This window comes from Gammaproteobacteria bacterium, from assembly GCA_016712635.1.
Classification (GTDB): Bacteria; Pseudomonadota; Gammaproteobacteria; order SZUA-140; family SZUA-140; genus JADJWH01.
Genome location: JADJQS010000006.1, coordinates 323,285 through 348,420, shown reverse-complemented (window position 1 = coordinate 348,420; position 25,136 = coordinate 323,285). Strand labels below are relative to the sequence as shown.

General features: G+C 64.8%; 18 protein-coding genes, 1 tRNA gene and 1 pseudogene. 10 read left to right on the top strand and 10 right to left on the bottom strand.

Going from position 1 to position 25,136, the window contains the following annotated elements:
- Positions 1-5 precede the first annotated feature (5 nt).
- Positions 6-440 carry a fibronectin type III domain-containing protein gene (locus tag IPK65_08510; GenBank protein ID MBK8163176.1) on the bottom strand — a complete coding sequence of 145 codons (435 nt, stop codon included), beginning with the start codon at positions 438-440 and terminating at the stop codon, positions 6-8.
- A 200-nt stretch (positions 441-640) separates the two neighbouring features.
- Positions 641-1,855, bottom strand: a complete 1,215-nt coding sequence (locus tag IPK65_08505) for a TIGR03013 family PEP-CTERM/XrtA system glycosyltransferase (GenBank protein MBK8163175.1) — start codon at positions 1,853-1,855, stop codon at positions 641-643.
- A 640-nt stretch (positions 1,856-2,495) separates the two neighbouring features.
- On the opposite strand from IPK65_08505, the gene IPK65_08500 reads away from it, so the two are divergent.
- Together IPK65_08500 and IPK65_08495 are read left to right on the top strand one after the other, a co-directional pair.
- On the top strand, positions 2,496-2,765 hold the full coding sequence (locus tag IPK65_08500) for a hypothetical protein (GenBank protein MBK8163174.1): 270 nt from the start codon (positions 2,496-2,498) through the stop codon (positions 2,763-2,765).
- A 338-nt stretch (positions 2,766-3,103) separates the two neighbouring features.
- Positions 3,104-4,185, top strand: a pseudogene (locus IPK65_08495) (IS3 family transposase).
- Between the two features lie 436 nt (positions 4,186-4,621).
- Here the strand turns inward: IPK65_08495 and IPK65_08490 are convergent.
- Positions 4,622-4,697: transfer RNA gene (locus IPK65_08490), tRNA-Asn, on the bottom strand.
- 97 nt (positions 4,698-4,794) lie between these two features.
- Here IPK65_08490 and IPK65_08485 point away from each other — a divergent pair.
- The 4 genes from IPK65_08485 to IPK65_08470 all read left to right on the top strand — a co-directional run bounded on the left by IPK65_08485 (position 4,795) and on the right by IPK65_08470 (position 11,201).
- Positions 4,795-5,370, top strand: a complete 576-nt coding sequence (locus tag IPK65_08485) for a Smr/MutS family protein (GenBank protein ID MBK8163173.1) — start codon at positions 4,795-4,797, stop codon at positions 5,368-5,370.
- Between the two features lie 109 nt (positions 5,371-5,479).
- Positions 5,480-8,995 (top strand): transcription-repair coupling factor, encoded by a 3,516-nt coding sequence (gene mfd / locus IPK65_08480; protein MBK8163172.1) that lies wholly within the window; start codon positions 5,480-5,482, stop codon positions 8,993-8,995.
- A 217-nt stretch (positions 8,996-9,212) separates the two neighbouring features.
- A complete protein-coding gene (locus IPK65_08475) occupies positions 9,213-10,310 on the top strand; it encodes a PAS domain-containing protein (GenBank protein MBK8163171.1) in 1,098 nt (365 codons plus the stop codon).
- A 222-nt stretch (positions 10,311-10,532) separates the two neighbouring features.
- Positions 10,533-11,201 carry a response regulator transcription factor gene (locus IPK65_08470; protein MBK8163170.1) on the top strand — a complete coding sequence of 223 codons (669 nt, stop codon included), beginning with the start codon at positions 10,533-10,535 and terminating at the stop codon, positions 11,199-11,201.
- 15 nt (positions 11,202-11,216) lie between these two features.
- Here IPK65_08470 and IPK65_08465 read toward each other — a convergent pair whose 3' ends face one another.
- The gene (locus IPK65_08465) at positions 11,217-11,750 is read right to left on the bottom strand and encodes a peptide deformylase (GenBank protein MBK8163169.1); all 534 of its coding nucleotides are present in this window, start codon (positions 11,748-11,750) and stop codon (positions 11,217-11,219) included.
- A 214-nt stretch (positions 11,751-11,964) separates the two neighbouring features.
- On the opposite strand from IPK65_08465, the gene IPK65_08460 reads away from it, so the two are divergent.
- Positions 11,965-12,639 carry a peptidoglycan binding protein CsiV gene (locus tag IPK65_08460; protein ID MBK8163168.1) on the top strand — a complete coding sequence of 225 codons (675 nt, stop codon included), beginning with the start codon at positions 11,965-11,967 and terminating at the stop codon, positions 12,637-12,639.
- A gap of 25 nt (positions 12,640-12,664) precedes the next feature.
- Here the strand turns inward: IPK65_08460 and IPK65_08455 are convergent, their stop codons facing one another.
- The 4 genes from IPK65_08455 to smc all read right to left on the bottom strand — a co-directional run bounded on the left by IPK65_08455 (position 12,665) and on the right by smc (position 19,775).
- Positions 12,665-13,408: an S-methyl-5'-thioinosine phosphorylase gene (locus IPK65_08455; protein MBK8163167.1), complete on the bottom strand. Its 744-nt coding sequence runs from the start codon at positions 13,406-13,408 to the stop codon at positions 12,665-12,667.
- Positions 13,401-13,958: a hypoxanthine-guanine phosphoribosyltransferase gene (locus IPK65_08450; GenBank protein MBK8163166.1), complete on the bottom strand. Its 558-nt coding sequence runs from the start codon at positions 13,956-13,958 to the stop codon at positions 13,401-13,403. The genes IPK65_08455 and IPK65_08450 overlap by 8 nt, the downstream gene beginning before the upstream one ends.
- A 95-nt stretch (positions 13,959-14,053) precedes the next feature.
- A complete protein-coding gene (gene ligA / locus IPK65_08445) occupies positions 14,054-16,075 on the bottom strand; it encodes an NAD-dependent DNA ligase LigA (protein MBK8163165.1) in 2,022 nt (673 codons plus the stop codon).
- Positions 16,076-16,265: 190 nt separating this feature from the next.
- Positions 16,266-19,775 carry a chromosome segregation protein SMC gene (smc, locus tag IPK65_08440; GenBank protein MBK8163164.1) on the bottom strand — a complete coding sequence of 1,170 codons (3,510 nt, stop codon included), beginning with the start codon at positions 19,773-19,775 and terminating at the stop codon, positions 16,266-16,268.
- A gap of 201 nt (positions 19,776-19,976) precedes the next feature.
- On the opposite strand from smc, the gene queF reads away from it, so the two are divergent.
- The 3 genes from queF to cysZ all read left to right on the top strand — a co-directional run bounded on the left by queF (position 19,977) and on the right by cysZ (position 22,602).
- A complete protein-coding gene (gene queF / locus IPK65_08435; protein ID MBK8163163.1) occupies positions 19,977-20,366 on the top strand; it encodes an NADPH-dependent 7-cyano-7-deazaguanine reductase QueF in 390 nt (129 codons plus the stop codon).
- A gap of 192 nt (positions 20,367-20,558) precedes the next feature.
- Positions 20,559-21,857: an FGGY-family carbohydrate kinase gene (locus IPK65_08430; protein MBK8163162.1), complete on the top strand. Its 1,299-nt coding sequence runs from the start codon at positions 20,559-20,561 to the stop codon at positions 21,855-21,857.
- Between the two features lie 4 nt (positions 21,858-21,861).
- Positions 21,862-22,602 (top strand): sulfate transporter CysZ, encoded by a 741-nt coding sequence (cysZ, locus tag IPK65_08425; protein ID MBK8163161.1) that lies wholly within the window; start codon positions 21,862-21,864, stop codon positions 22,600-22,602.
- Between the two features lie 379 nt (positions 22,603-22,981).
- On the opposite strand, the gene IPK65_08420 is transcribed toward cysZ, so the two are convergent.
- Both IPK65_08420 and IPK65_08415 read right to left on the bottom strand, forming a co-directional pair.
- On the bottom strand, positions 22,982-24,163 hold the full coding sequence (locus IPK65_08420; protein ID MBK8163160.1) for a pyridoxal phosphate-dependent aminotransferase: 1,182 nt from the start codon (positions 24,161-24,163) through the stop codon (positions 22,982-22,984).
- Positions 24,156-24,953, bottom strand: a complete 798-nt coding sequence (locus IPK65_08415; GenBank protein MBK8163159.1) for an HAD family hydrolase — start codon at positions 24,951-24,953, stop codon at positions 24,156-24,158. The genes IPK65_08420 and IPK65_08415 overlap by 8 nt, the downstream gene beginning before the upstream one ends.
- Between the last annotated feature and the right edge of the window lie 183 nt (positions 24,954-25,136).

The following is a 25,136-nucleotide window of genomic DNA, read 5'->3' as shown; positions in this document are numbered from 1 at the left end:
GAATTTCAGCGAAACCCATCGATGTTCGTCAATGAATCGCTGTGGGCTATCGTCCTGATGATTACTGGCGAATACTCACTCTCACGCCCGGCCACATCATAGGCCGTGATAACAAAATAGTAGGTTCCTGGGTGAAGGTCGGTCAGAGTAACCCCCAAGGCAGTACCGTCATTGACATCGACGCTGTTAGGGTAATTCCCTTCCTCCATTCCGTAGTAAACCTTGTATCCCCCGCTATCCGCCGGCGATAAAGGCGATTCATCTTCTCGCGCTAATGGGCGATCCCATTCCAAAGTAACAGCACTCATTGAGGTTTTTGATGTGTCTACGCCGGTGCTGCCCCCACTCCATCCTCCACCACAAGCCATAAGATGGACTGCCAGTAACACGGGGAAGAGGAACTTTGTGAGACCGGATCTGATAATATTTTGAGCCATCATTTGGTACTCTCCGAGATTGCTGGATGGGTAACATCCAGCAGCGATATTGGCATCGACTATGAGTATCGGACGATGACTCTATGACATTAGTTCCGCAGGTGTCGGAAGCATGTGACGCCCGTCAGAATAAAAAGGAGTAATTAATCAGAAATAAGTGTACTTGATGCACCCTTCAAACAGCGGAACGCATTGGCTATCTATTAGGCGCCCTTGCCCAGCATAACCACTTCTGCAGTTTGTAACAAAATCAATAAATCCAGAAAGACGCTGTAATTCTTGACATAATAGAGGTCATATTGAAGCTTGTTCATGCTATCCATATGGGATGCGCCATATGGGTAGCGAATCTGCGCCCAGCCGGTCAGTCCAGGCTTCACTCGATGGCGCTCATCGTAGTAAGGGATACTGTCCGCCAATTGTTCTACGAATTCAGGTCGTTCTGGACGAGGCCCAATGAAGCTCATTTCACCTTTTAAAATGTTATACAGCTGTGGCAACTCATCGAGACGCCCTTTCCTCAGGAACGCCCCGACGCTGGTAATTCTTGTATCATTTGACGCAGCCCAGCGAGCCACACCATCCTGCTCCGCATCAGGGATCATAGAGCGGAACTTGTAAATCTGAAAGGGCTTTCCATTGAGGCCGACCCTCGTTTGTTGATAGAGAAACGGCCCTCTGCCTCTGCTTTCCAACATAATGAGAATGATTACTAAAAATATGACGGGCAAAACGATTGGCAGAACCAGTAATGCTACAACTATATCGAAAGTCCGTTTTACAAGATCCCGAAACAGACTCACACGGAATCCGTCAGATAAGTACAACCAGCTTGGACTCATTATGTCCAAGCGGATCTTGCCTGTCTCTCTTTCAAAGAACGTCTGGAGATCCAGAATCTCTACGCCGTTCATCTTGCACTCTAAAAGGTCCTTGCACGGGAGCCCTGCGCGTCGGTCATCCGCCGCAAGCACGATTTCGTCAATTCGCTTTTTTTCAACGTAATCGACAAGAGATTCATCTGGATCAATCAAATCAGATTGAATCCCGCGGTTATAATCACAGGGCATGGGCACATAGCCAACAATATTTAGACCGGTCAATTCACCCGATTTAGCGGCCTCCCTTATCAGGAACGCATTTTCACCAGACCCCAACACGAGGATTTTGATTATTGAATCATTCGCACTGGCTAATCGTAAGTACAACACGCGTATAGTTATAATAAATACAAAACTGTATACGACCGTCAGTGCAAGCACACCTCTACCCAGAAAGTATGCTGGCGCGAAATAAAAACTCGCACCAAGCGGGACCAGCCCTAACAGCAAACCTCCGACGATGCGTAGCATGAGAACATTACGGAATCGGCCGCCTTGCCTCTGGTATACGCCCATCGAAATTAAACTAAGTGTCATTATAGTGGCGTATAAAAATGCCTTCGAAAAGAATGGACCGAAACTATCATCCCAGCCGTGCCCTGAAACCGCGATTCAAGTCCCAAGTATAGTGCGAGCATCAAGAGCAGAAACTCGATGAATCCAAGCAACAAATATTCTGTAGAAATATGGTGCCGAAAAAATACTGTGGAATGACTGAATAATCTGGGGGAATTCATAATGGCAGCCTGAGGGCGTATTTTCTTACTTTGATATATTGGTAGTCCCTATGGAACTTCGTAACACTCATCATATTCGCCGGGTTGCATTTCCCAATGTTTTATATAGGGGCTACCTATTCCGTTTTAATATTCTGCAGGTTCCTGAAAGAGCGCTTTGCAACCCCAGTTTAATGTCTGCTATCAAGACTGTAAAACCGTCGTTTCGCTATCGACGAGCCATGGAGAGCGCAGCGAGGGCGAGAAGCCCCCGGTAGCCGCGTGAGCGAGGGACGAACGCAGTGAGTAAGGAGCGAACATCGCGGCGTAGAGCCAGTGTGGTAGACGGGGCGCGGCGCCGCCGGACGCAGGGCGAACCGGGACACCCATAGCTGTCGCCCGCGCAATGTGCGAGGGTTGACTTGGATGTCCCCTCGCACATCCTGAGCACGGCGACACACTTGTATCAGACTTACAAACGCCAGTGCGCTGCAATTAAACGATTGGCGATCATCAATCTCACAGGTGGTGTTCTTGGTGAAGCGAAACTGGCTCTTCAGGACGTGCTCTTTCTGTCGACGCCAAATAGGCGCCTTCATCCAGAAACATCACTGGCTGGCCTTGCTGGATTGGTGTATCTCAGGATAACGAAATTACTTGGATTACGACGTATCGCAGTCGTCTCTGGTCACCTTTCGATGCATATGCAAATTATCAAGGATGTGGCATAAAATAAAACAAGACTGACACTAATATTGCTAGGTAAAGAATTAATAGTCTGAGTTTGTGCGTGGACTCATCGAATCTTTGCATGGTAATTGTCCTCAATTCCGTTTGATAATATATGTAACGCCGTCATTATTCAGGTAATTCCTTACAATGTCCACTATAGTATTCTTGTCAACAATTCAATTCATCATTTTTTATCCCTATTCACAGGGTTTCAAAGTTATAGGATGATTCCGCTTACATCACTGTAGCTGTGCTACGCATTTTGACCTATCCCCCGCCTAGGTAGCCAGCCTGAGTGAGAGATTTCCCGTACCATTATCCTCAGGGAGGTCTCGACATGAAAGGCAAGCGATATACCCAGGAACAGATCATCGGCATCCTCAAGGCCCACGAAGCCGGGGCCAAGGTGGCGGATCTGATCCGCAAGCACGGCATCTCGGAGCAGAGCTTTTACCGCTGGAAATCCAAATACGGGGGCATGGAGATTTCCGATGCCAAGCGTCTGAAGGAGCTGGAGCAGGAAAACACCCGCCTCAAGAAGCTGCTGGCCGAGGCCGAGCTCGACAAGGCCATGCTGAAGGACGTGCTCTCAAAAAAATGGTAAAGGCGACGGGACGCCGGCCCCTCGTCGCCTATCTGCAGCAGCAGTTTGCCGTCAGCCGGCGGCGCGCCTGTCACCTGATCGGGATCAGCCGCAAGGCCGCCTGTTACGTTTTACAACGTGCTCGACAGGATGTGCCTCTGGTGGCGCGGCTCAAGGCCTTGGGCGAGCAGTACCCGCGCTATGGGCACCTGCTCCTGCACGGGATGCTGCGGGCGGAAGGATTGGTGAGAAATCACAAGCGGACCTACCGGCTCTACACCGAGCTGGGTATGCAAGTCCGAACGAAACGGCGAAAGAAACTGATACGTCCACGGATACCCATGGCCGTACCGACCCGACCCAATGAGCGGTGGTCGGCCGACTTTGTCCACGATCAACTGGCCGACGGCAGGCGTCTGCGGATCCTGAATATCGTGGACGACTACTCGCGGGTGTGTGTGGGACAGTGGGTGGATTCGTCGATCTCGGGCGTGCGCATGGTGTACGTCCTGGATCAGCTCAAAGCGGAGCGGGATTTACCCACGACTCTGGTGCTCGACAACGGAACCGAGATGACCAGCAAGGCGATGTTTTTCTGGAGCCAGAAGAATAAGGTCAAGCTGCACTTCATCCAGCCCGGCAAGCCGACCCAGAATGCCTTCGTGGAATCCTTCAACGGTCGCTTCCGGGATGGCTGCCTGAACCAGCACTGGTTTCTCGATCTGGCCGATGCCCGGCGCATCATCGATGAGTGGCGGTCCCATTACAACGCGGTCCGTCCGTACAGCGCGCTCGGCTACATTCCGCCTGCCCTGTTCGAGGAGCGGGCCGCTTGATACTATGAAAATACTCTCACTCGAACTGGATATCCTTCGGGGGAAAGGTCAATTTGAGTCACGCAGACCTATCCTACAACCCCATCATCAGTTAGGTTTGTTCGTTATCGTACATACTGGTCTTCTGATTACTCCCCACGAATGCTGATACCTGCTTTGACCTGCCCAGTACTTTCTGACCCAAGTGACGTGGATGTAGTGTCCGAACTCACTCTCGAGAAGTCGATGCTGAAAAAGCTAGCCTCTGGAAATTAATAGGCCTTGAGCAGCGTCGCAAATTGACGACAATCTTCATCGGAGACCCAGGGGGAAAATTACTACGATCACACTACGAGTTGACGATCTGCCGCAGTAGAAGTCTCGTTACATGTGCGTCAAATGAATTAATTAACGAGTATGCATTTCGTTAATCTATTCACGTAACTATTTGATTTCATGGCTCCCCGGGGCGGACTCGAACCACCGACCAAGTGATTAACAGTCACCTGCTCTACCGACTGAGCTACCGGGGAATGGTAGGCGATACAGGGCGACAATGGTACTTAATCGCTGCTCTCCGGGTCAATAGAGATTTGCCAAAATCGCGCCGCCCCGGCTAGCATCGGAACGATGCATCTCAATACGAGGGCGAGGCTCGCGGCGGCTGTGACGAATGACCCGGACAAGGAGGACCAAGCGTTGTTCCGCGCCAGCATCAAGGGCGTCAGGCGCCTGCGCCAGCGCAAGCCCCCGCCCCACCGCGCGCGCATCGCGCCGGTGCCGCGCAAACCCCTGGAAGACGAGAACCGCGTACGCGAGGAGCTGCTCATGCACGAACCCGATCCCGCCGTGCTGGAAGTCGGGGACGAGCTGGTCTACGCCCGCCCGGGCCTCCAGCACGGCGTGATGCGCAAACTGCGCCGCGGGCAATTCTTCATCGGCGCGGAGCTCGATATGCACGGGATGACCGTCGCGGTGGCGCGGCGCGAACTGAATGCGTTTCTCGCCCGCTGCATCGCCGCGGAGACGCGCTGCGTGCGCGTCATCCATGGCAAGGGGCTCAGCACACCGGACCGGATGCCGGTGCTGAAATCACGCGTCAACGCCTGGCTCCAGAGCTGCGCCGACGTGCTCGCCTTCTGCTCCGCGCGCCCCAGTGACGGCGGCACCGGGGCGCTGTACATCCTGCTGAGAAAACGGCGCTGAATCCGCAGCGGGCACCCGCGCCCGGCTCCGGGCGTCACGGCGGCGTGAGCGGACGATTTTTGCTAGACTTGCGCACTTGCAAAATCGCCGCCTGACGGCCGTATCCGCCATGACCGACATCGTCCCGCACGCCTCCGACTCCGCCGCCGCGCCGCGCGTCTCTCCGTTCGACCCGCCGCTCCCGCCGCCGGGCGGCGCCGCGCTCGAATGGGGACGGCTGTTCGGCAGCGGGGCGGGACTGGCCATCGCCTCCGCCGCGCGCAAGCACGACGGACCGGTGGTCGTGCTCACTCCCGGCATGCCGGCGACCGAACGGCTGGAACACGAACTGCGCTTCTTTCTTGAACAGTCCGGCCTGCCCGTGCTCATCCTGCCCGACCGCGAAACCCTGCCGTACGACGCGTTCTCGCCGCACCAGGATATCGTCTCGGAGCGGCTCGACGCGCTGCAGCGCCTGCCCGCCCTTGAAAAAGGCGTTCTGATCGCGCCCGTGGCGACGGCCATGGTGCGGCTCGCGCCGCGCACCTACCTCGATGCCTTCAGCCTGCGCCTCGATGCCGGGGAACGCGTCGATACCGAGCGCATGCGCGCGCGCCTCGCCCGCAGCGGCTATCGCCACGTGGCGCAGGTGATGGAACACGGCGAATTCTGCATCCGCGGGAACCTGATCGATCTGTATCCGATGGGCAATCCGCTGCCGTTCCGCATCGAACTGCTCGACGACGAGATCGAGAGCATGCGCACCTTCGATCCGGAAACCCAGCGATCCGTCGAGCGGGTGAACCGCATCCGGCTGTTGCCGGCGGGTGAGTTTCCCCTCCACGAGGAGGCGATCGAACAGTTCCGGCGCGAATTCCGCCGCCGGTTCCCCGGCGACCCGCAACGCAGTCCGATCTATCGCGACGTCAGCCAGGGGCTGGCCCCCGCCGGCATCGAGTACTATCTCCCGCTGTTCTTCGACCACACCGAGACCCTGTTCGACTATCTGCCCGCGAACAGCCTGGTACTGGGCTTCACGGACACCGCGCACGCGATCGATCAGCACTGGGCCGAGATCGGGGAACGCTACGAGCAGCTGCGTCACGACACGGAGCGTCCGCTGGTGGCACCCGGCGATCTGTTCCTGACCGCGGAGGACATCGACACCGCGCTCGCCGGACTCGCGCGCTGCCTGCTGCGGCCGGGCGAGACGGAGGCTGGCCCGGAGAACCGGAACTTCGCGCTGCGCGCGCCGCCCGGCCTGAGCCAGCCCGCACGGGCGCGACACCCGCTCGCGCTGCTCGACGAGTACCTCGGCACCTTTCCCGGCCGCGTGCTGCTGATCGTCGAGACGGCGGGTCGCCGCGAGACCCTGCTCGCCATGCTGCGCGATACGGAACGTTTCCCGCGCGAATACCCGGACTGGAGCGGCTTCCTCGCCGACGACGCCCCGCTCGGCATCGCCGTCGCGGGGCTGGAGCACGGGCTGATCATCGATGAACCCGCCATCGCGGTTGTCACCGAGGCGCAGATCTTCGGCGAATACGTCATGCAGCGCCGCCGCCGCGGCAAGCGCGAACGGGACACCGACGCCGTCATCCGCAACCTGACCGAACTCGCCGTCGGAGCGCCGGTAGTGCACGAGGAACACGGCGTCGGCCGCTACCTCGGCCTGCAGATGCTCACCGCCGGCGGCGTGCAGAACGAATTCCTCAAGCTGGAATACGCCGGCGGCGACAAGCTCTACGTCCCGGTCAGTTCGCTCCAGCTCATCAGCCGCTACACCGGCGCCGCGCCCGAGCAGGCGCCGCTGCACAAGCTCGGCAGCGGTCAGTGGCAACGTGCGCGCCGGCGCGCCGCCGAACGCGCCCACGACGTCGCCGCCGAGCTGCTCGACATCTACGCCCGCCGCGAGGCGCGCCAGGGGCGCGCATTCGCCGTTCACGACGACCAGTACGCGGCCTTCGCCGCCGCCTTCCCCTTCGAGGAGACGCCCGACCAGCAGGACGCCATCAACGACGTGATCGCCGACATGGCCGCCGGCCGCCCGATGGACCGCCTGGTCTGCGGTGACGTCGGCTTCGGCAAGACCGAGGTCGCGATGCGCGCCGCCTTCGTCGCCGTGCAGGGCGGAGCGCAGGTCGCGGTGCTGGTGCCGACCACGCTGCTCGCCCAGCAGCATTACCGCAACTTCAAGGACCGCTTCGCCGACCTGCCCGTGCGGGTGGACGTGCTGTCGCGCTTCCGCTCCGGCAAGGAACAGGACGAACTGCTCGCGGCGCTCGCGGCGGGCAGGATCGACATCATCATCGGCACGCACAAGCTGCTGCAGCCCTCGGTGCACTTCAAGGACCTCGGCCTCGCCATCCTCGACGAGGAACACCGCTTCGGCGTGCGCCAGAAGGAACGCCTGAAGGCGCTGCGCGCGGAGGTGGACGTGCTCACGCTGACCGCCACCCCGATACCGCGCACACTCAACATGGCCCTGTCGAACCTGCGCGACCTCTCGATCATCGCCACCCCGCCGCTGCGCCGCCTGGCGGTCAAGAGCTTCGTGCGCGAATGGAGCCGCCCGCTGCTGCGCGAGGCCTGCCTGCGCGAGATCCACCGCGGCGGCCAGGTCTACTTCCTGCACAACGAGGTGCGCACCATCGACAGGATCGCGCGTGAGATGCAGGACATCGTGCCGGAGGCCAGCCTGCGCGTCGCCCACGGCCAGATGCCGGAGCGGGAACTCGAACAGATCATGCAGGACTTCTACCACCAGCGCTTCAACATCCTGCTGTGCACCACCATCATCGAGAGCGGCATCGACATCCCCAACGCCAACACCATCATCCTGAACCGGGCCGACCACCTCGGGCTGGCGCAGCTCTACCAGTTGCGCGGCCGCGTCGGCCGCTCGCACCACCAGGCCTACGCCTACCTGATCGTGCCGCCGCGCGGCGCGATGACCGCCGATGCCGTGAAACGCCTGGAGGCGATCGAATCCATCGAATCCCTGGGCGCCGGCTTCACCCTCGCCACCCACGACCTCGAAATCCGCGGCGCCGGCGAACTGCTCGGCGAGGAACAGAGCGGCCAGATCCAGGAGGTCGGATTTACCATGTACATGGAACTGCTCGAGCGCGCGGTCGACGACCTCAAGTCCGGCCGCACGCCGCGCCTCGACGCCCCGCTCGCGCTGGACGCCGAGATCGAGCTGGGCGAACCGGCGCTGATCCCGGCGGACTACCTGCCGGATGTGCACGGACGCCTCGTCATGTACAAACGCATCGCCAGCGCGGGCAGCCCGGACGGGCTGCGCGAGCTCCAGGTCGAGATGATCGACCGCTTCGGCCTGCTGCCGGAACCGGTCAAGAACCTGTTCGAAGTCGCCCGACTCAAGCTCACCGCGGTTCCGCTCGGCATCCGCAAGATCGAGCTGGGCCCCGATGGCGGCCGCATCGTGTTCGGCCCGGAGCCGAGGATCGACGGCGCCAGACTGATCGCGCTGATCCAGCGGCAGGCGGATCGCTACCGCCTTCACGGCGCCGACCGGCTGCAGTTCAAGTATCCGCCGAGCGATGTCGCCGGCCGCCTGAAGGTGACCGGCGACCTGCTCGCGCACATCGCCGCGGAGTCACCCGGACCACCGCCCCCCTGAGCCGCCCCCGGCCCCGGAGCGGGACTGCATCCGGCTCCGCGGGCGCCGCCCGCAATTTTCCAAGCAAATCAGCGTTATTCCTATTTTCTCACTATGTCTTTTCAGTAATCCTTAAGGCCTGTATTCGTGATGCCGGTTGCGGATCAATAATAAGATAAGAATCGCGTTTGAAACTGGATGACCGGATGACCGGGAATCGACGCTGCAGGAGAGCAACGTGCTTTTTGGAGAGGATGACCAAGCATTCCGGATCCTGGCGGACAACCTCGACGTGACATTCTGGCTGACCGGCGCGGATGGCAACGAAGTCCTCTACGTCAGCCCCGCGTATCCGCGCATCTGGCGGCAGTCAGGCGCGGATCTGCTCCGGCAGCCCCGTTCGTGGCTCGCCGCCATACACGCCGCTGACAGGCCGGCGATCGAACAGGCCTTCGACGCCTGGCTCTCCTCCCCGCACGAAAAGATGTTCGACCATCAGTTCCGGCTGGCGCGCCCGGATGGCGGTATCTGCTGGGTCCACGCGCGCATCATTGCGGTCGCGCCGGACGCGGCCCCGCGCCACCTGGTCATCGCCCGTGACGTCACCGAACTGCGGCGGGCGCAGGAGACACTGAGCGACTCCAATGAAAAACTGCTCCGGCTGACGCAGTACCAGGAAACGATCAACGAGGCGCAGCGCACGCGCATCGCGCGCGAGATCCATGACGAACTGGGGCAGGCGCTGACCGTGCTGAACCTCGATCTGTACTGGCTCGTCAAGCGCTGCCCGCCGGACGGGCAGATCCAGGCCAAGCTGGGCGAGATGCGCGATCTCGTCGAGCGCACGGCGCGCTCGGTGCAGGACATCACCCTGCGCCTGCGGCCGGCCAACCTCGGCGCCTTCGGGCTGGAAGGCGCGATCAACTGGTATATCAGCCGCTTCCGCCAGCAGAACGAGGAACTAACCTGCCGCCCGAACATCAAACTGGGCGGGATCGAGGTCGACCATGACAGCTCCATCGCGCTCTATCGCATACTGCAGGAGGCGCTCACCAACATATCGCGCCACGCGCGCGCCGGGGCCGTATCGGTCGAGGTATCCCACGATCACGACTCCATCCTGCTGGAGGTGGAGGACGACGGCGTCGGCATCAGCGAGCAGGACATGCTGCGTAACGACGCCTGGGGTCTGATCGGAATGCGCGAACGCGTCGATGCCCTGCGCGGCAGCTTCACGATCACCAGCAGACCCGGAGGCGGCACCCGGCTGGCGGTACGCCTGCCGCTGCCGGGCGCGCCGAAGTCGGGCGGCAACGGATATTTCCGCGATGACTGACGCCTGCGCGCGCAGAACGGATCACGAGCCGGCGCCGGTAACCGGCACGGGACCCGCGGCCGGGACATCCCGGTTTCGGGCGCGTAGAATCCTTCAAAAGGAGAACGACTGACAACCATCGTCCGGAAACCGGACTGAAGCTGCGAGGACCGCCCTTGGCGCCCAGGTCGACAGCGCGATCCCGATAAACAACAACCAAGAAAAAACATCATCAGGGAAGCCATGATAAAAGTACTGATTGCAGACGACCACCCCGTCATACGGCAGGGCTTGCACCAGATATTGAGCGATCATGCGGAGGAATTCATCATCGGAGAGGCGGAAAATTCCCTGGATACCCTGCGCCAAGTGCGCAATGGACACTGGGATGTCGTCGTGCTCGACATCAACATGCCGGGGAAGAGCGGTCTCGACGCGCTGAAGCAGATCAGGAATGAAAAACCCCAGACCCAGGTCCTGGTCTTCACCATGTATCCCGAGGACCACTACGGCCTGCGCGCACTCAAGGCCGGCGCCGCGGGCTACCTGACCAAGGTCTGCGCGCCGGACACCCTAACCTCCGCCATCCTGCGCGTGGCCCGGGGCGGGAGATACATCACCCAGTCACTCGCCGAAAAGCTCGCCAGCGTCCTCGACTCGGACTACGACCGCCCGCCGCACGAGGTGCTGACCGACCGCGAGTTCCAGATCTTCAACCTGCTCGCCGCAGGCAAGACCGTGTCCGAGATCGCCGCCGTGCTGGCCTTGAGCGTAAAGACGATCAGCACGCACCGCACCAAGATCCTCACCAAGATGAACCTGCGCAACAACGCCGAGCTGATGCACTATTTCATGCGCAACGGCCTGGACGGGAGCCCGTCCCCCGGCTCGGGGCCCATGGAGCGGAACTGAGCGCCCTCCCGCGCGCTAATCGCGCGGGTTGTCGCCGCGCGCAGACAATTCGCCCTCGAAACCGAACAGGCGCAGGTCGCGGATGCGGCGCGGATAGAGGATGCCGTCCAGGTGGTCGCACTCGTGCTGCACCACACGGGCGTGGAAGCCGCTGACGTCACGCTCGATGCGAACGCCGCGCGGGTCATAACCGGAATAGCGCACGCGGGCGTGGCGCGGCACGCGTCCGCGCAGGCCCGGGACACTGAGGCAACCCTCCCAGTCCTCCTCCAGGTCGGAACCGACCGGCGTGATCACGGGATTGATCAGCACCGTGGTCGGAACCTCCTCGACGTCGGGATATCTCGGGTTTTTCGCCACGCCGAAGATCACCACGCGCCTGGAGACGCCGATCTGCGGCGCCGCCAGGCCCGCACCGGCCTCGGCCGCCATGGTATCGAACATGTCCCCGATCAGGCGGTCGAGCTCCGCCGTGCCGAACTCCGCCACGGGCTCCGCCACCTGCAACAGCAGGGGATTCCCCATCTTCAATACGCTGCGCACCGCCATCGTCCTTCCCTCACACCTGACCACACATGCCAACCCGGCCCCACCAATCGGGGACAGATTTATTTTCGTGGGAAAGTTTCTCAGATCCATCCCACGAAAATAAATCTGTCCCCCTCATAAATAAATCTGTCCCCGTCCATCCCCCGCAATTCCCATTTGTAGTACCCTAGCCGCGATGAATCCATCGAGACAGGCCCCGACAGTCCCCGCATTCATGATCCGTGCCGCCCTCTTCACCCTCCTGCTGCTGGCTGCCGGCGCCACGGCGGGCGCCGCCGATACCGAGGCTCCGCCCTGGTACGATGTGGAGGTTCTCGTCTTCAAAAACAATACACCACCCGCCCCCGAAGGCGAACGCTGGCCGATCGACCCCGGGGCGCCTGATTTCGGAAGTGCGGTCGAGCTGGTCCCCCTGCCGCAGTCGAACCCGCTGCCCGGACCCGCGCAGCCGTTCCAGCAGCTCGGCGCCGCGAACTTCTCCCTCAAGCCCGCGGCGGCCCGGCTGTCCGCCTCGCGCGACTACCACAAGCTGCTTCATATCGCCTGGCGCCAGCCGGCGAGCGCGCAGGCGGATGCGCCGGCGGTGCGCCTCCACAGCGAAGGAGAGGACACCGGCACGGAAGGGATGGAACCGATGGTCATATCGCAGGCGCGGGAGCTCGACGGGACGGTGCGCATCAGCCGCAACCGTTTCCTGCACATCGACGTGGATATGATTTACCGGGATACGGCGGCGCGCGACGGCGCCGCCCAGTTCCGCCTGCAGCAGAGCCGGCGCGTCAACAGCGGTGAGGTGCACTACTTCGACCACCCCGCCTTCGGCCTGCTGGTCAAGCTCACGCCCTACGATCCGCAGAAACAGAAGGACGCAAGCACCACGCCGCGCTGAGTCGCGCGCGGGCGGGATCAAACCCTTACAACAGCGGGACGAGCTGCGCCAGCATGGCGCGGACCCGCTCCATCCCGGTGGCGAGATTGCGTTCGATCTCCTCCATGGAGATCTCCCCGGCGCCGCCGCGTCCCGCGGCCCAGTTGGCGCTGACGGCGCATACCGCATACTCGAGACCGAGCTCGCGCGCCAGCGCCGCCTCGGGCATTCCGGTCATGCCGACGAGCGTGCAGCCGTCGCGCTCCATGCGGTTGATCTCGGCGGCGGTCTCCAGCCGCGGACCCTGGGTGATGCCGTAGACGCCGTCCTCGCAGGCGTCGATCCCGATCTCGCGGCAGGCGCGGATCATCAGTCCGCGCAGCTCCGCGTTGTAGGGATTGGTGAAGTCGATGTGGGTCACGTGCGCCAGACCCTCCTCGTAGAAGGTGGACGCGCGCGACCAGGTGTAGTCGATGATCTGGTCCGGGATCACCAGCCGGCCGGGCGGCAGGTCGTCGCGTATGCCGCCCACCGCCGCCACCGCCGTCACGCGCCGGACGCCGGTCTGCTTCAGCGCCCAGATGTTCGCGCGGTAGTTGATGCGGTGCGGCGGTATGTTGTGGCCGTAGCCGTGACGGGCGAGGAAGGCCACCTCCTTGCCGTTCAGCACGCCGTGCGTCAGCGGGCCGGAGGGCTCGCCGTAGGGCGTGTGCACCACCTCCTTGCGGATGATCTGCAGGCCCTTCAGCGCGGTCAGGCCGGTGCCGCCGATGATCGCCAGCTCAGGCATGCTCCTCCCTCACGGCATAGATCCCGGGGGCGTTGCGCAGGTATTCCTTGTAGTCCATGCCATAGCCGAACACGTAGCGGTCCTCGACCTCCAGGCCGACGAAATCGGCGCGGTAGGCCGCCTTGCGGTCGTGGCGCTTGTTCACCAGCACGGCGCTGTAGACCCGGCGCGCGCCGGCGGCCTTGCAGGCCGCGACGATCGCCTCCAGGGTGTGTCCCTCGTCATGGATGTCGTCCACCAGCAGCACGATACGATCCGTGAGCGCGTGGCTGGGCTTCACGACCCAGTGCAGATCCTCCCCGCTCGTCTTGCCGCGGTAACGCGTCGCGTGCAGGTAATCGACCTGCAGCGGGAAGGCGAGGCGCGGCAGCAGCATGCCGGCGGTGATGAGCCCGCCCTGCATCACCGTGATGACGAGCGGATTGGCCTCGGCCAGCGCATAGGAGATGTCGAGCGCGAGCCGGTCCAGCGCCGCCTCGACCTCGCTGCGGTCGTACAGGCAGTCGGCGGCGGTATAGACCGCATAGGCTTGCTGGGGCGTGATGGACATCGGAACGTCTGGGGCGGCGGCGCGATTTTTAATGGAATGATTGAGGCGGGATTATAGCCGCTCGCCCGCGGGCGTGCCACCTGCCGGCCCGCCGCTCAGGCATGGCGTTGCAGCAGCTCGAGGAACTGCGCCTCGTCGAGCACCTCGACCCCGAGTTCGCGCGCCTTCACAAGCTTGGACCCGGCGTCCGCGCCGACCACCACGCAGGCGGTCCGGGCGGAGACGCTGCCCGCGACCTTGGCGCCGAGCTGTTGCAGGCGCTCCCTGGCCTCGTCGCGCGTCATCGACTCCAGCGTGCCGGTCAGCACGTAGGTCTGCCCGACCAGCGGCCGCGCCACCGGCGCGTGCGTCGGCGCCGGCCAGTGGACGCCGTTGTCCCGCAGGCGCCTGATCACCTCGAGATTGTGTTCCTCGTGGAAGAAACCGTGGACATGGCCCGCCACGACCGGGCCGACGTCCGGCACCTGCTGCAGGCGTTCCACATCGGCCTCCATCACCGGTTCCAGCGCGCCGAACTCGGCCGCGAGCTGCTGCGCGGTCGCCTCGCCCACCTCCGGGATGCCGAGCGCGTACAGGAAGCGCGCCAGAGTGGTCGACTTGCTCTGTTCGATCGCCGCGTGCAGGTTCGCGGCGGACTTCTCCGCCATCCGGTCCAGCGCGGCGAGCTGTTCCGGTGTCAGCTCGTACAGGTCGGCCGGACTGCCGACCAGGCCGCGCTCCACCAGCTGGTCGACGATCTTCTCGCCCAGCCCGTCGATGTCCATCGCGCGGCGCGCGGAGAAGTGGTGGATCGCCTGCTTGCGCTGGGCCGGGCAGTACAGGCCGCCGCTGCAGCGCGCGACGACCTCGCCCTCGGGACGCACCACCGCCGAGCCGCAGACCGGACAGTGTACCGGCACCGTGAACGGCTCCGGCAGCGGATCGGGCCGGCGTGACTCCACAATCCCCATCACCTGCGGGATCACGTCGCCCGCGCGGCGCACGATCACCGTGTCGCCCACGCGCAGGTCCATGCGCTCGACCATCGCGACGTTGTGCAGCGTCGCATTGGTCACCGTCACCCCGCCGACCCGCACCGGCTCCAGCCGCGCCACCGGCGTCAGCGCGCCGGTGCGGCCGACCTGGAACTCGATCGCCTTCAGCAGCGTGGCCTCCTCCTTGGGCGGGAACTTGCAGGCCACCGCCCAGCGCGGCGCGCGCGCGACGAAGCCGAGCCGTTCCTGGTCCTCCGTGCGGTTGACCTTGAATACCACGCCGTCGATCTCGTAGGGAAGCTGTTCACGCCGCTCCTGCACGCTCCGGTAATATTCCCCGCAACCCTCCGCGCCGCGCACCACCGTCTGTTCCGGGCAGACCGGAAACCCCCAGGATTGCAGCCGCTCCAGGATCTGGTGCTGAAACCCCGGCAGCGTCCCGCCGGCGACCTTGCCCACGCCGTAACAGAAGATCTCGATCCGGCGCGCGGCGGTGATCTTCGGATCGAGCTGGCGCAGGCTGCCGGCGGCGGCGTTGCGCGGGTTGGCGAACAGCTTCTCCCCGCGGCTGATCGCCTCCGCGTTCAGGGCCTCGAAGTTCTCCTTGGGCAGATAGACCTCGCCGCGCACCTCGAGCTCCGCCGGCCAGCCGTCGCCGAACAGGCGCAGCGGGATCGCGCGTATGGTGCGCAGGTTATGGGTAATGTCCTCGCCGGTGGTGCCGTCGCCGCGCGTCGCGCCCTGCGTGAAGAGACCGTCGCGGTACATCAGGCTGACCGCGACGCCGTCCATCTTGGGCTCGGCGTTGTATTCCACGGACTCCGCCTCCAGCCCCTCGCGCACGCGGCGGTCGAAATCGGCCAGCTCGTCCTCGTTGTAGGCGTTGGCGAGCGACAGCATCGGGATCTCGCGCCGCACCTTGCCGAACTCCGCCTGCGGCTCCGCGCCCACGCGCTGCGTCGGCGAGTCCGGCGTCACCAGCTCCGGGTGTTTTTCCTCCAGCCCCTGCAGCTCGCGCAGCAGGCGGTCGTACTCGGCGTCCGGGATCTCCGGGTCGTCGAGCACGTAGTAGCGGTAGTTGTGGTAATTGAGCTGCTCGCGCAGTTGCGCGGCGCGCGCGGCGGGATTGCGTGAGGATGTCATGGAGGATAAGGGTAAAGGGACGCGGCGTGACGGACAAGAGATCAGGGAAGAACCCTGCGCCAGCGCATCTCCTGAAGACCCGGAAGCGTCATCCCCGCGCAGGCGGGGATCCGGTCATTCATCGGAATCAGCGGCCCAGGATGCACGCATGTGCGGGCATGACGATCAGGCGCATGGACGGCGGTCGGGCCTACGCCGTCGCCATCGCCACCGCCTGATCGACGTCGACCGCCACCAGGCGGGAGACGCCCGGCTCGTGCATGGTGACGCCGACGAGCTGGTTGGCCAGTTCCATCGTGATCTTGTTGTGCGTAATGAAGATGAACTGCACGCGGTCGGACATCTCGCGAACCAACTGGCACAGCCGGCCGGCGTTGACGTCGTCGAGCGGCGCGTCCACCTCGTCGAGGATGCAGAACGGGGCCGGATTGAGCTCGAACATCGCGAACACCAGCGCCGCCGCCGTCAGCGCCTTCTCGCCGCCGGAAAGCTGGTGGATGTTGGCGTTGCGCTTGCCGGGCGGGCGCGCCATCACCGCCACACCGGACTCGAGCAGGTCGTCGCTGGTCATCTCGAGCTGCGCCGTGCCGCCGCCGAACAGCTTCGGATACAGGCGGCCGAGCTGTTCGTTGACCTGATCGAAGGTCTCCTTGAAGCGCATGCGCGTCTCGTTGTCGATCTTGCGGATGGCGGTCTCGAGCGTCGTCAGCGCCTCGTTGAGGTCGGCCGACTGCGCGTCGAGGTAGGCCTTGCGCTCGGACTGCTCCTTGAACTCGTCGATCGCGGCGAGGTTGATCGGCCCGATGCGCTCGATCTTCTGCGCGAGGCCGTCGAGGCGTTCATGCCATACGCCCTCGCTTGCCTCCTCCGGCATCTCCGCCAGCAGGGCCGCCAGCTCCTGGCCGGCCTCGGCGAGCTGTTCCAGCAGGGTCTGGTGCCGCACCGTGAGCTCCTGCCGCAGCATGCGCAGCTGTTCGAGCGCGTCGCGCTGGTCGCGTACCTGCTGTTCCGCCGCGTTGCGGGCATTGTCGAGCTCGCGCAGGGCGAAATCGCAGGCCTCGACCGCCTTGCGCGCCCCGGCGAGGCGGGTCTCGACCTCCAGCCGTTGCTCGAGCAGGCGGCCGAGCTCGGTCTTCATCGTCTCGATCGGCTCCGCGCTGGCGGCCAGCGCCGCCTCCAGCTCCCCACGCTGGGCGTCGAACTGCGCGAGCTGACGCTCGACGCGCTCCAGTCCGGCGTTGAGCGTGCTCAGGCGCGAACGCGCCGACTCGATGCGCACGGCGAGTTCGCGCGCCGCCTCGCGGTCGCGCACCGCCTGGGTGCGGCAGTCATCCAGCCGCGCGCGCAGCTCGTCGCGGCGCTGCAGCAACCGGGCATGCTCGTCTTCCTGGCCCTGCGCCTCGGCGACCACGGCCTCGAGCCGCGCGCGCACCCCGGTCAATTCACTGTTGTCGCGCGCCGACTGCGCGCGGCTGTCCTCGATCTCGACGCCGAGGCGTTCGCGCCGGCGCCGGATCTGCTCCAGGCTGGCGTCGCGGCGGCTGATCTGCGCGCGCAGTTCCGCCTGCTGCTGGGTCGCGCCGTCGAGCCGGCGCTGCAGCTCGTCGCGCGCCTGGTCGAAACCGGCGATGCGGGCGTTGCCGTCGTGCAGGCGCTGTTCGAGTTCACCGACGCGCGCCGTCACCGTGGCGAGCGCCGCCGCGATGTCGCGCAGTTCCTGTTCACGCGACAGTACGCCGGTCTTCTCGTCCTGGGCGTTCACCACGCGCAGCCAGTCGTGTCCGATCCATACGCCGTCGCGCGTGATGAGCGACTCGTGCGCCGCCAGCCGCGCGCGCAGCGCCATCGCCTGACCCACCGTATCGACGGCGTAGACGTCGCCGAGGATGGAATCCAGCGGCCACGGCGCGCGCACCTTGCTCGACAGGTTGGGTGCCAGGTCGCCCGTGCGGGCGGTCGATGCGGAAGCGGCGTCGAATACCGTCAGGATGCCCTGCTCCAGGCCGCCGATGCGTTGGGCGATGGCGTCCAGCGAGGGCACGCGCACGGCCTCGAGGTTGAGGCCGAGCACAGTTTCCACCGCGCGCTCCCAGCCCTTGTCGACCTGGATGTCCTCCGCCAGCCGGCGCACGTCGCCCAGGCCCTGCGCCTCCAGCCAGCGCGAGACGCTCGCCTCCTGCTTGCCGAGCGCAACCTTCTGCAGCGCCTCGAGCGAGGCATGCTGCCGCTGCAGTTCCTGCTGGCGCGCGCGTTCCTGGTTGAGTTCGGCGGCGGTGGACGTGTTGGTCTGGCGCTGCTGGCCGAGCTGCGCGCCGAGCGCCTGCAGCTCCGCCCGCATGCCCTCGATCGACGCGCTCACCTCGCCGAGCTGTTCACCCAGCGCGGCGCTCTCTTCTTCCACGGATTCGGTCGCCAGCCCCTGCTCCTCGCCCTGCAGGCGCAGCAGGCGCTCGTGCAGTCCGCGCAGGCGCTCTTCCAGGTTCTGGATGCGCGTGCGCTCGACCTCGGTCTTGCGGCGCTGCTCGGCGACGCGGCTGTTATACGCGTCCCAGCCGCCCTGCCATTCGCTCATCGCCTGCTCGGCGGCGGCCAGCGCGGCGGCGGAAGCCTGCTCGGCCTCCTCCTTCGCGGCGCGTTCCGGCTCGCTCGACGCGAGGGTCTGCTGGAGCCCGGTGATCTGGGCGCCGTCCTGCTCGCGATGGAGCAGCGACTCCGCGCGGGCGCGCTCGACGGCGGCGAGGTCGTCGCGGTTCTGCTGCTGCTTCTCGCGCGCGTGCTGGATCGACTGCTCGAGCCGCGCGATGTCCGAACCCAGGCTGTAGAACTCGCCCTGGATGCGGTTGAATTCCTCGTTCGACTCGACCTGTCCCGCGCGCTGCTTCTCGATCCCGGCCTCGATCGAACGCAGCCCGGCGATCTCCTTCTCCACCGCGTTCTCCTGCCCGGCGATGGCGCGGTCCTTCTCCCCCGTCTCCGTCTCCAGGTTGCGGCACCTCAGCGCCAGCAACTGGCCCTTCACCAGGCGCTCTTCCTGCTTCAGCTCGCGGTAGCGCTCGGCGGTCTTGGCCTGGCGCTGCAGGGTCTGCAGGCGGCGCTCGAGTTCGGCGATGATGTCGCCGATGCGGTTGAGGTTCTCGCGCGTGTCGCGGATGCGGTTCTCGGTCTCGCGGCGGCGCTCCTTGTACTTGGAGATGCCGGCGGCCTCCTCCAGGAAGGTGCGCAGCTCCTCGGGCTTCGCCTCGATCAGGCGCGAGATGGTGCCCTGTTCGATGATCGCGTAACTGCGCGCGCCGAGGCCGGTGCCGAGGAAGACATCGGTGATGTCACGGCGGCGGCAGCGCGTGTTGTTGAGGAAATAGACCGACTGGCCGTCGCGCGACAGTTCGCGCTTGATGGAGATCTCGTTGTAGTTCGCGTACTGGCCGCCAAGGCGCCCGGCGCTGTTGTCGAACACCAGTTCGATGGTCGCCTGCCCGACCGGCTTGCGCGAGGAGGAGCCGTTGAAGATGACGTCCGCCAGCGCGTCGCCGCGCAGGTGCTTGGCTGAACTCTCGCCCATCACCCAGCGCACGGCGTCGATGACGTTGGACTTGCCGCAGCCGTTGGGGCCGACAATTCCGACGAGCTGGCTGGGCAGTGCGAGGGTGGTAGGGTCGACGAAGGATTTGAAACCGGCGAGCTTGATCTTCTTCAGTTGCATGGGTCGCCAAGATACAGGAAAAGCGCCGCCGGAGACAAGATTAAAGTGGGCGGATTTGCTATCCTGCCGACAGCCCGGGGACGGATATCAGCATGACTCCCGGGGACGGACTTCAAGTCCGTCCCCGTAAACTTAGCCGGGGGACAGAATTGAATTCTGTCCCCCTACATTAGGTCCCCGCTCCACACGACGGACATACCCATGCCATCCAAACCGAGCAAGCAACTGGAAACCTTCGAAAACCCGCAGCCGGGGCGCGATTACACCATCCGCATCGAGATGCCGGAGTTCACCTGCCTGTGCCCGAAGACCGGCCAGCCGGATTTCGCCACGCTGAATCTGGAATATGTCCCGGCCGCGCGCTGCGTCGAACTGAAATCGCTGAAGCTCTATATATGGTCCTTCCGCGACAAGGGCGCCTTCCACGAGGCCGTTACCAACGCCATCCTCGACGACCTGGTGCGCGCCTGCGAGCCGCACTACATGCGCCTGACCGCCGAGTTCAACGTGCGCGGCGGGATCTACACCACGGTGGTCGCCGAGCATCGCAGCGACGCCTGGAGCCCGCCGGAGCCGGTGACGCTGCCGTGAGCATCAAGGAAGGCCTGATTAATAATGTCATTCCCGCGCAAGCGGGAATCCAGTCCATGCAGAATCATCGGGGTCCTGGATCCCCGCTTGCGCGGGGATGACGTGTGCAGAGGCTTCTTAAAGTTAAAGGTTAATACTTGGAAGTAATACGCTTATCTTCCATATGTTTCTTTCAACAATTCATGTCCGCCTTTGAATCCTGACCTCTTCCTCGGCATCGACCTCGGCACCGGCGGCTGCCGGGTCGCGGCCATCGACGGCGCGGGCGAACTGCGGGCCGAGGCCGCGGCAGGACTCCCGCCCCCGCAGCGTGGCGAGGGGCGCAGCGAACAGGACCCCGGGCTGTGGTGGGACGCGCTGATCGAGGCCCTGCGCGACATCGCCGGACGGATCGACCCCGCGGCGGTGCGCGCGCTCGCCGTGGACGGCACCTCCGCCACCCTGCTCCTCGCCGACGGCGCGGGACGTCCGCTCGGACCGGCGCTGATGTACGACGATGCCCGCAGCCGGGCGGAGGCCGCGCGCATCGCCGCGACCGCCCCGCCGGACTGCGCCGCGCACGGCCCGACCTCCGCCCTGGCCAAGCTGCTCCACCTGCAGGATCGGGACACGACGCGTTCCGCCCGCCATGCCCTGCACCAGGCCGACTGGATCGCCGGCCGCCTGTGCGGCGCGTACGGCGTGAGCGACGAGAACAATTGCCTCAAGCTCGGCTACGACGCCGGCGCGCGGCGCTGGCCCGACTGGCTCGACCGCCTCGGCGCGCGCCGCGAGCTGCTGCCGCGGGTCGTGGCGCCGGGCGCCGTGGTCGGCACGCTGCGGGACGCCGCGGTCCGCCGCCTGGGCTTTCCGGCGGAAATGCGCATCGTCGCCGGCACCACCGACAGCGTCGCCGCCTTCCTCGCCGCCAGTTCCACCGTAGGCGCGACAGCGACCGGCACGGCGGTCACCTCGCTCGGCTCCACCCTGGTGCTGAAGGTGCTGTGCGACCGTCCGGTGTTCGCGCCGGAGTACGGCGTGTACAGCCACCGCCTCGGCGAGCGCTGGCTCGCGGGCGGCGCGTCCAACAGCGGCGGCAAGGTGCTGCGGCACTTCTTCAGCCAGGCCGGGCTCGACGCCATGACGCCGCGGCTCGCCCCGGCGCGGCCGACCGGCCTCGATTACTACCCGCTGACCGCCCCGGGCGAACGCTTCCCGCACAACGACCCGGCGTATCCGCCGCGCCTGACGCCGCGACCCGCCGATGACGTCGAATACTTCCAGGGCATGCTGGAAGGCATCGCGCGCATCGAGGCGCAGGGTTACCGCCTGCTGGCCGAACTCGGCGCCCCCTATCCGTACTGCGTGATGACGGTCGGCGGCGGCGCGCGCAACGCGGCCTGGACGGAGATCCGGCGCGGACTGCTGGGCGTCCCGCTGCGGCAGGCGCGCAGCGAGCAGGCGTGTTACGGCGCGGCGCTGCTCGCGCGGCGCGGCGCACGAGGGGAATGAAGGCATGCTGGACTTCCTCACCGGCGCCTCCTGTGTCTTCCGCGGCATCCCGCTGCTGCTGCGTCCGGGCGTGCGCCGCTACGTCATCGCGCCGCTGCTGATCAACCTGCTCGCGTTCGTCGCGCTGGTGTGGTTCGGCATCAGCCAGTTCGCCGGGCTGCTCGCCTGGCTCGAGACCGTGCTGCCGGCGTGGCTGTCGTGGCTGGACTGGCTGTTGTGGCCGCTGTTCGTGCTGGTCGCGGTGCTGGCGGGCTTCGTCGTCTGCCTGCTGCTCGCGACGCTGGTCGCGGCGCCGTTCACCGGCCCGCTCGCCGCCGCCGTCGAGACCCGGCTGCGCGGCCGCGCCCCGTCCTCCGAAGGCGGATTCATCATGGAGAGTGCCGCCGCCCTCGCCGGCGAGGCGCGCAAGCTGGGCTATTTCGCGCTGCGCGCGGCGCCGCTCGGCCTGCTGACGCTGGTACCCGGCGTGAACCTGGTCGCCGTGCCGCTGTGGCTGCTGTTCAGCGCCTGGATGCTCGCGCTCGAATACGCCGAGGTGCCGCTCGGCAACCACGGCCTGACCTTCCCCGCCGTGCGCGCGCGCCTGGCGCAACGCCGGATGCTGGCGCTCGGCTTCGGCGCGACTCTGCTGGTGCTGACGCTGATCCCGCTGGTGAACCTGCTGGTGATGCCGATCGCCGTCGCAGGCGCAACGGTGCTGGTGTGTGAGGAAGGTGAGGCGTCAGGCGTGAGGGGTGAGGCGTAAAACACAAGTAAATATAACAGGGGTTTCCCCCTCACACTTTACTCCTCACTCCTCACCCATGTATGTAGCCCGGATAAAGCGAAGCGGCATCCGGGAACGGAACCGGATCGACCTGGTGTGTGAAGAAGGTGAGGCGTCAGGCGTGAGGAGTGAGGCGCCAGGGAAGGTCTGATTAATTCGTCATTCCCGCGCAGGCGGGAATCCAGTGTTTTTGCTTTTCAACTGCTTGAACTGCCGGGTCCCCGCTCGCGTGCCCTTCAGGGTATTCGCGGGAACGACATCTGCTTTTTTTACTCATAACCGATTTTGAGACAGGTTCCATTCAAGGTTTACCTCCTCACGCCTGACACTTCACTCCTAACGCCTCACTCCTCACCCCTCACCCCTCACCGAGATACTCCCCCAGCCGCTCCACCCCCAGGCCGAGCTGATCGAGCGCGGTCGTGTAGGCAAACCGCACGTGCCGCTCCGGCCGGTGATGGCCGAAGTCGCGGCCCGGCGTGATGGCGACGCCGGCGCGCTCCAGCAGGTCGAGGCAGAAGGCGTAGCTGTCCGCGGCGTGGCGGGAACAGTCGGCGTAGAGATAGAACGCGCCCTGCGGCGTGACCGGGATATCGAAGCCGAGCCCGCGCAGCGCGGGCAGCAGGAAGTCGCGCCGCGTGCGGAACTCCTCCCGGCGCTGCTCCAGCAGCGCGAGGGTCGCGGGTTCGAAACAGGCCAGCGCCGCGTGCTGCGCCGGGGTGGAAGTGGCGAGGAAGATGTTCTGCGCGAGGCGGTCGATGGCCGGGATGAACCGCTCCGGCGCGACCAGCCAGCCGATGCGCCAGCCGGTCATGCAGAAATACTTGGAGAAGCTGTTGAGCACGAACACCGTGCCGCGCTGATGCAGCGCGGTCTCCGCGCGCCCCTCGTACACCAGGCCCTGGTAGATCTCGTCGACGATCAGCGCCGCACCGCGCGCCTCGGCCAGCGCGGCGATGCGCGCAAGCTCGTCGGGCGCGATCAGGGTGCCGGTCGGATTCGACGGCGAGGCGAGCAGCACCGCCCGCGTGTCCGGCGTCCAGTGCGCCTCGAGCAGCGCGGCGGTGAGCTGGTAGCCGGTCGCGGCATCCACCGGCACGCCCGCCGCCTCGCCCTCGAACATGCGCACGAAGTGGCGGTTGCAGGGATACCCCGGATCGGCCATCAGCACGCGGTCGCCCGGATTCAGCAGCACGCCGAGGATCAGTTGCAGCGCGCCGGAGGCGCCCGGCGTGACGACGATGCGACCGGGATCGACCTCGATACCTTCGCGCGAACGGTAGAAACCCGCGATCGCCGCGCGCAGCCCGGGCAGGCCGGTGGCGGGCGTGTAATGGGTCAGACCCGCGCGCAGCGCCCGCATCCCCGCCTCGATCACCGGCGCGGGCGTGGCGAAATCCGGCTCGCCGATCTCCATGTGCACGATGGTGCGCCCGGCGCGCTCGAGGGCGCGGGCGCGCGCCAGCACGTCCATCACGTGAAACGGCGCGATTTCGTCCATGCGCCGCGCGACCGCCGGGACCGGCGCGTCGTCAGTCATCGGCGGGCAGCCACTCCAGGAAGGCCGTGTCCACGCAGCGCAGGGAGCGCGGGCCACGTTCATTGATCAGGCGGGCGGCGGCGCGGCCGCCCAGCACGGTGAAGGGAAGATCGGGCTCGCCGAGGTGATCGATCACCAGCGTGGCGTCGTCGAACTCGCCGTCGCGCGTATAGTCGTTGACCGTCACCACCGTGCGCAGCCCGGCGCGGCGCGCGGCGACCAGGCCGTTCTCGGAATCCTCGAAGGCGATGCAGTCGGCGGGGTCGAGGTCGAGCATTTCCATGGCATAGAGATACACCGCCGGCGAGGGCTTCTTGTCCGGCACCTCGTCCGCGCTCGCCAGCACCTCGAACCACTTCATGGACTCCGGACCCAGCGTGCTGATCAGCAGCGCCGCGATGTTCTCGCCGGTGGTGGTGGTCGCGATCGCGAGGCGGATGCCGGCGGCGCGCGCCGCGCGCAACAGGCGCTCCACGCCCGGACGCAGCGCGATGCCGCCCTCGGCGAGCAGCTCGGCGTAATAGCGGTTCTTCGCCGCGTGCAGCAGCGGGATCCCCGCGGCGACGTCGGCCGGGACCGCGCCGCCGTGGTAGACGTAGGAACCCAGGTAGTGCTGCATCCGCTCCTTGCCGCCGGTCACCGCGAGCAGGCGCCCGTACAGCTCCTCGTCCCAGTCCCAGTCATGCCCCGCGGCCGCGAAGGCGCGGTTGAACGCAATCCGGTGCCCGTCGCGTTCGGTGTCCGCGAGGGTTCCATCGACATCGAAAATGAGCGCCTTCGGTATTGTCATAAAAAATTAATCAATAACAATTGGTTAGAATGATAGTGTCGTATCATACACCAACCCCACCCCGCCCTGGCAAGGGTCCCGCGCAACCGGCCCATGACTGCGTACGTCCACATTACCGCGGCCGGAGATTTTATTGAGCTCACGGGGCGATTCTGGTATAAATACGCGTTTCTTTTTTCTCTA

Coding starts and splice junctions, on each gene's coding strand:
- IPK65_08420 (MBK8163160.1), bottom strand. CDS start 24,163: ATGACTGACGACGCGCCGGTCCCGGCGGTCGCGCGGCGCATGGACGAA.
- IPK65_08470 (MBK8163170.1), top strand. CDS start 10,533: ATGATAAAAGTACTGATTGCAGACGACCACCCCGTCATACGGCAGGGC.
- queF (MBK8163163.1), top strand. CDS start 19,977: ATGCCATCCAAACCGAGCAAGCAACTGGAAACCTTCGAAAACCCGCAG.
- smc (MBK8163164.1), bottom strand. CDS start 19,775: ATGCAACTGAAGAAGATCAAGCTCGCCGGTTTCAAATCCTTCGTCGAC.
- IPK65_08450 (MBK8163166.1), bottom strand. CDS start 13,958: ATGTCCATCACGCCCCAGCAAGCCTATGCGGTCTATACCGCCGCCGAC.
- IPK65_08460 (MBK8163168.1), top strand. CDS start 11,965: ATGATCCGTGCCGCCCTCTTCACCCTCCTGCTGCTGGCTGCCGGCGCC.
- IPK65_08485 (MBK8163173.1), top strand. CDS start 4,795: ATGCATCTCAATACGAGGGCGAGGCTCGCGGCGGCTGTGACGAATGAC.
- IPK65_08415 (MBK8163159.1), bottom strand. CDS start 24,953: ATGACAATACCGAAGGCGCTCATTTTCGATGTCGATGGAACCCTCGCG.
- IPK65_08505 (MBK8163175.1), bottom strand. CDS start 1,855: ATGACACTTAGTTTAATTTCGATGGGCGTATACCAGAGGCAAGGCGGC.
- ligA (MBK8163165.1), bottom strand. CDS start 16,075: ATGACATCCTCACGCAATCCCGCCGCGCGCGCCGCGCAACTGCGCGAG.
- IPK65_08510 (MBK8163176.1), bottom strand. CDS start 440: ATGATGGCTCAAAATATTATCAGATCCGGTCTCACAAAGTTCCTCTTC.
- IPK65_08465 (MBK8163169.1), bottom strand. CDS start 11,750: ATGGCGGTGCGCAGCGTATTGAAGATGGGGAATCCCCTGCTGTTGCAG.
- IPK65_08455 (MBK8163167.1), bottom strand. CDS start 13,408: ATGCCTGAGCTGGCGATCATCGGCGGCACCGGCCTGACCGCGCTGAAG.
- mfd (MBK8163172.1), top strand. CDS start 5,480: ATGACCGACATCGTCCCGCACGCCTCCGACTCCGCCGCCGCGCCGCGC.
- cysZ (MBK8163161.1), top strand. CDS start 21,862: ATGCTGGACTTCCTCACCGGCGCCTCCTGTGTCTTCCGCGGCATCCCG.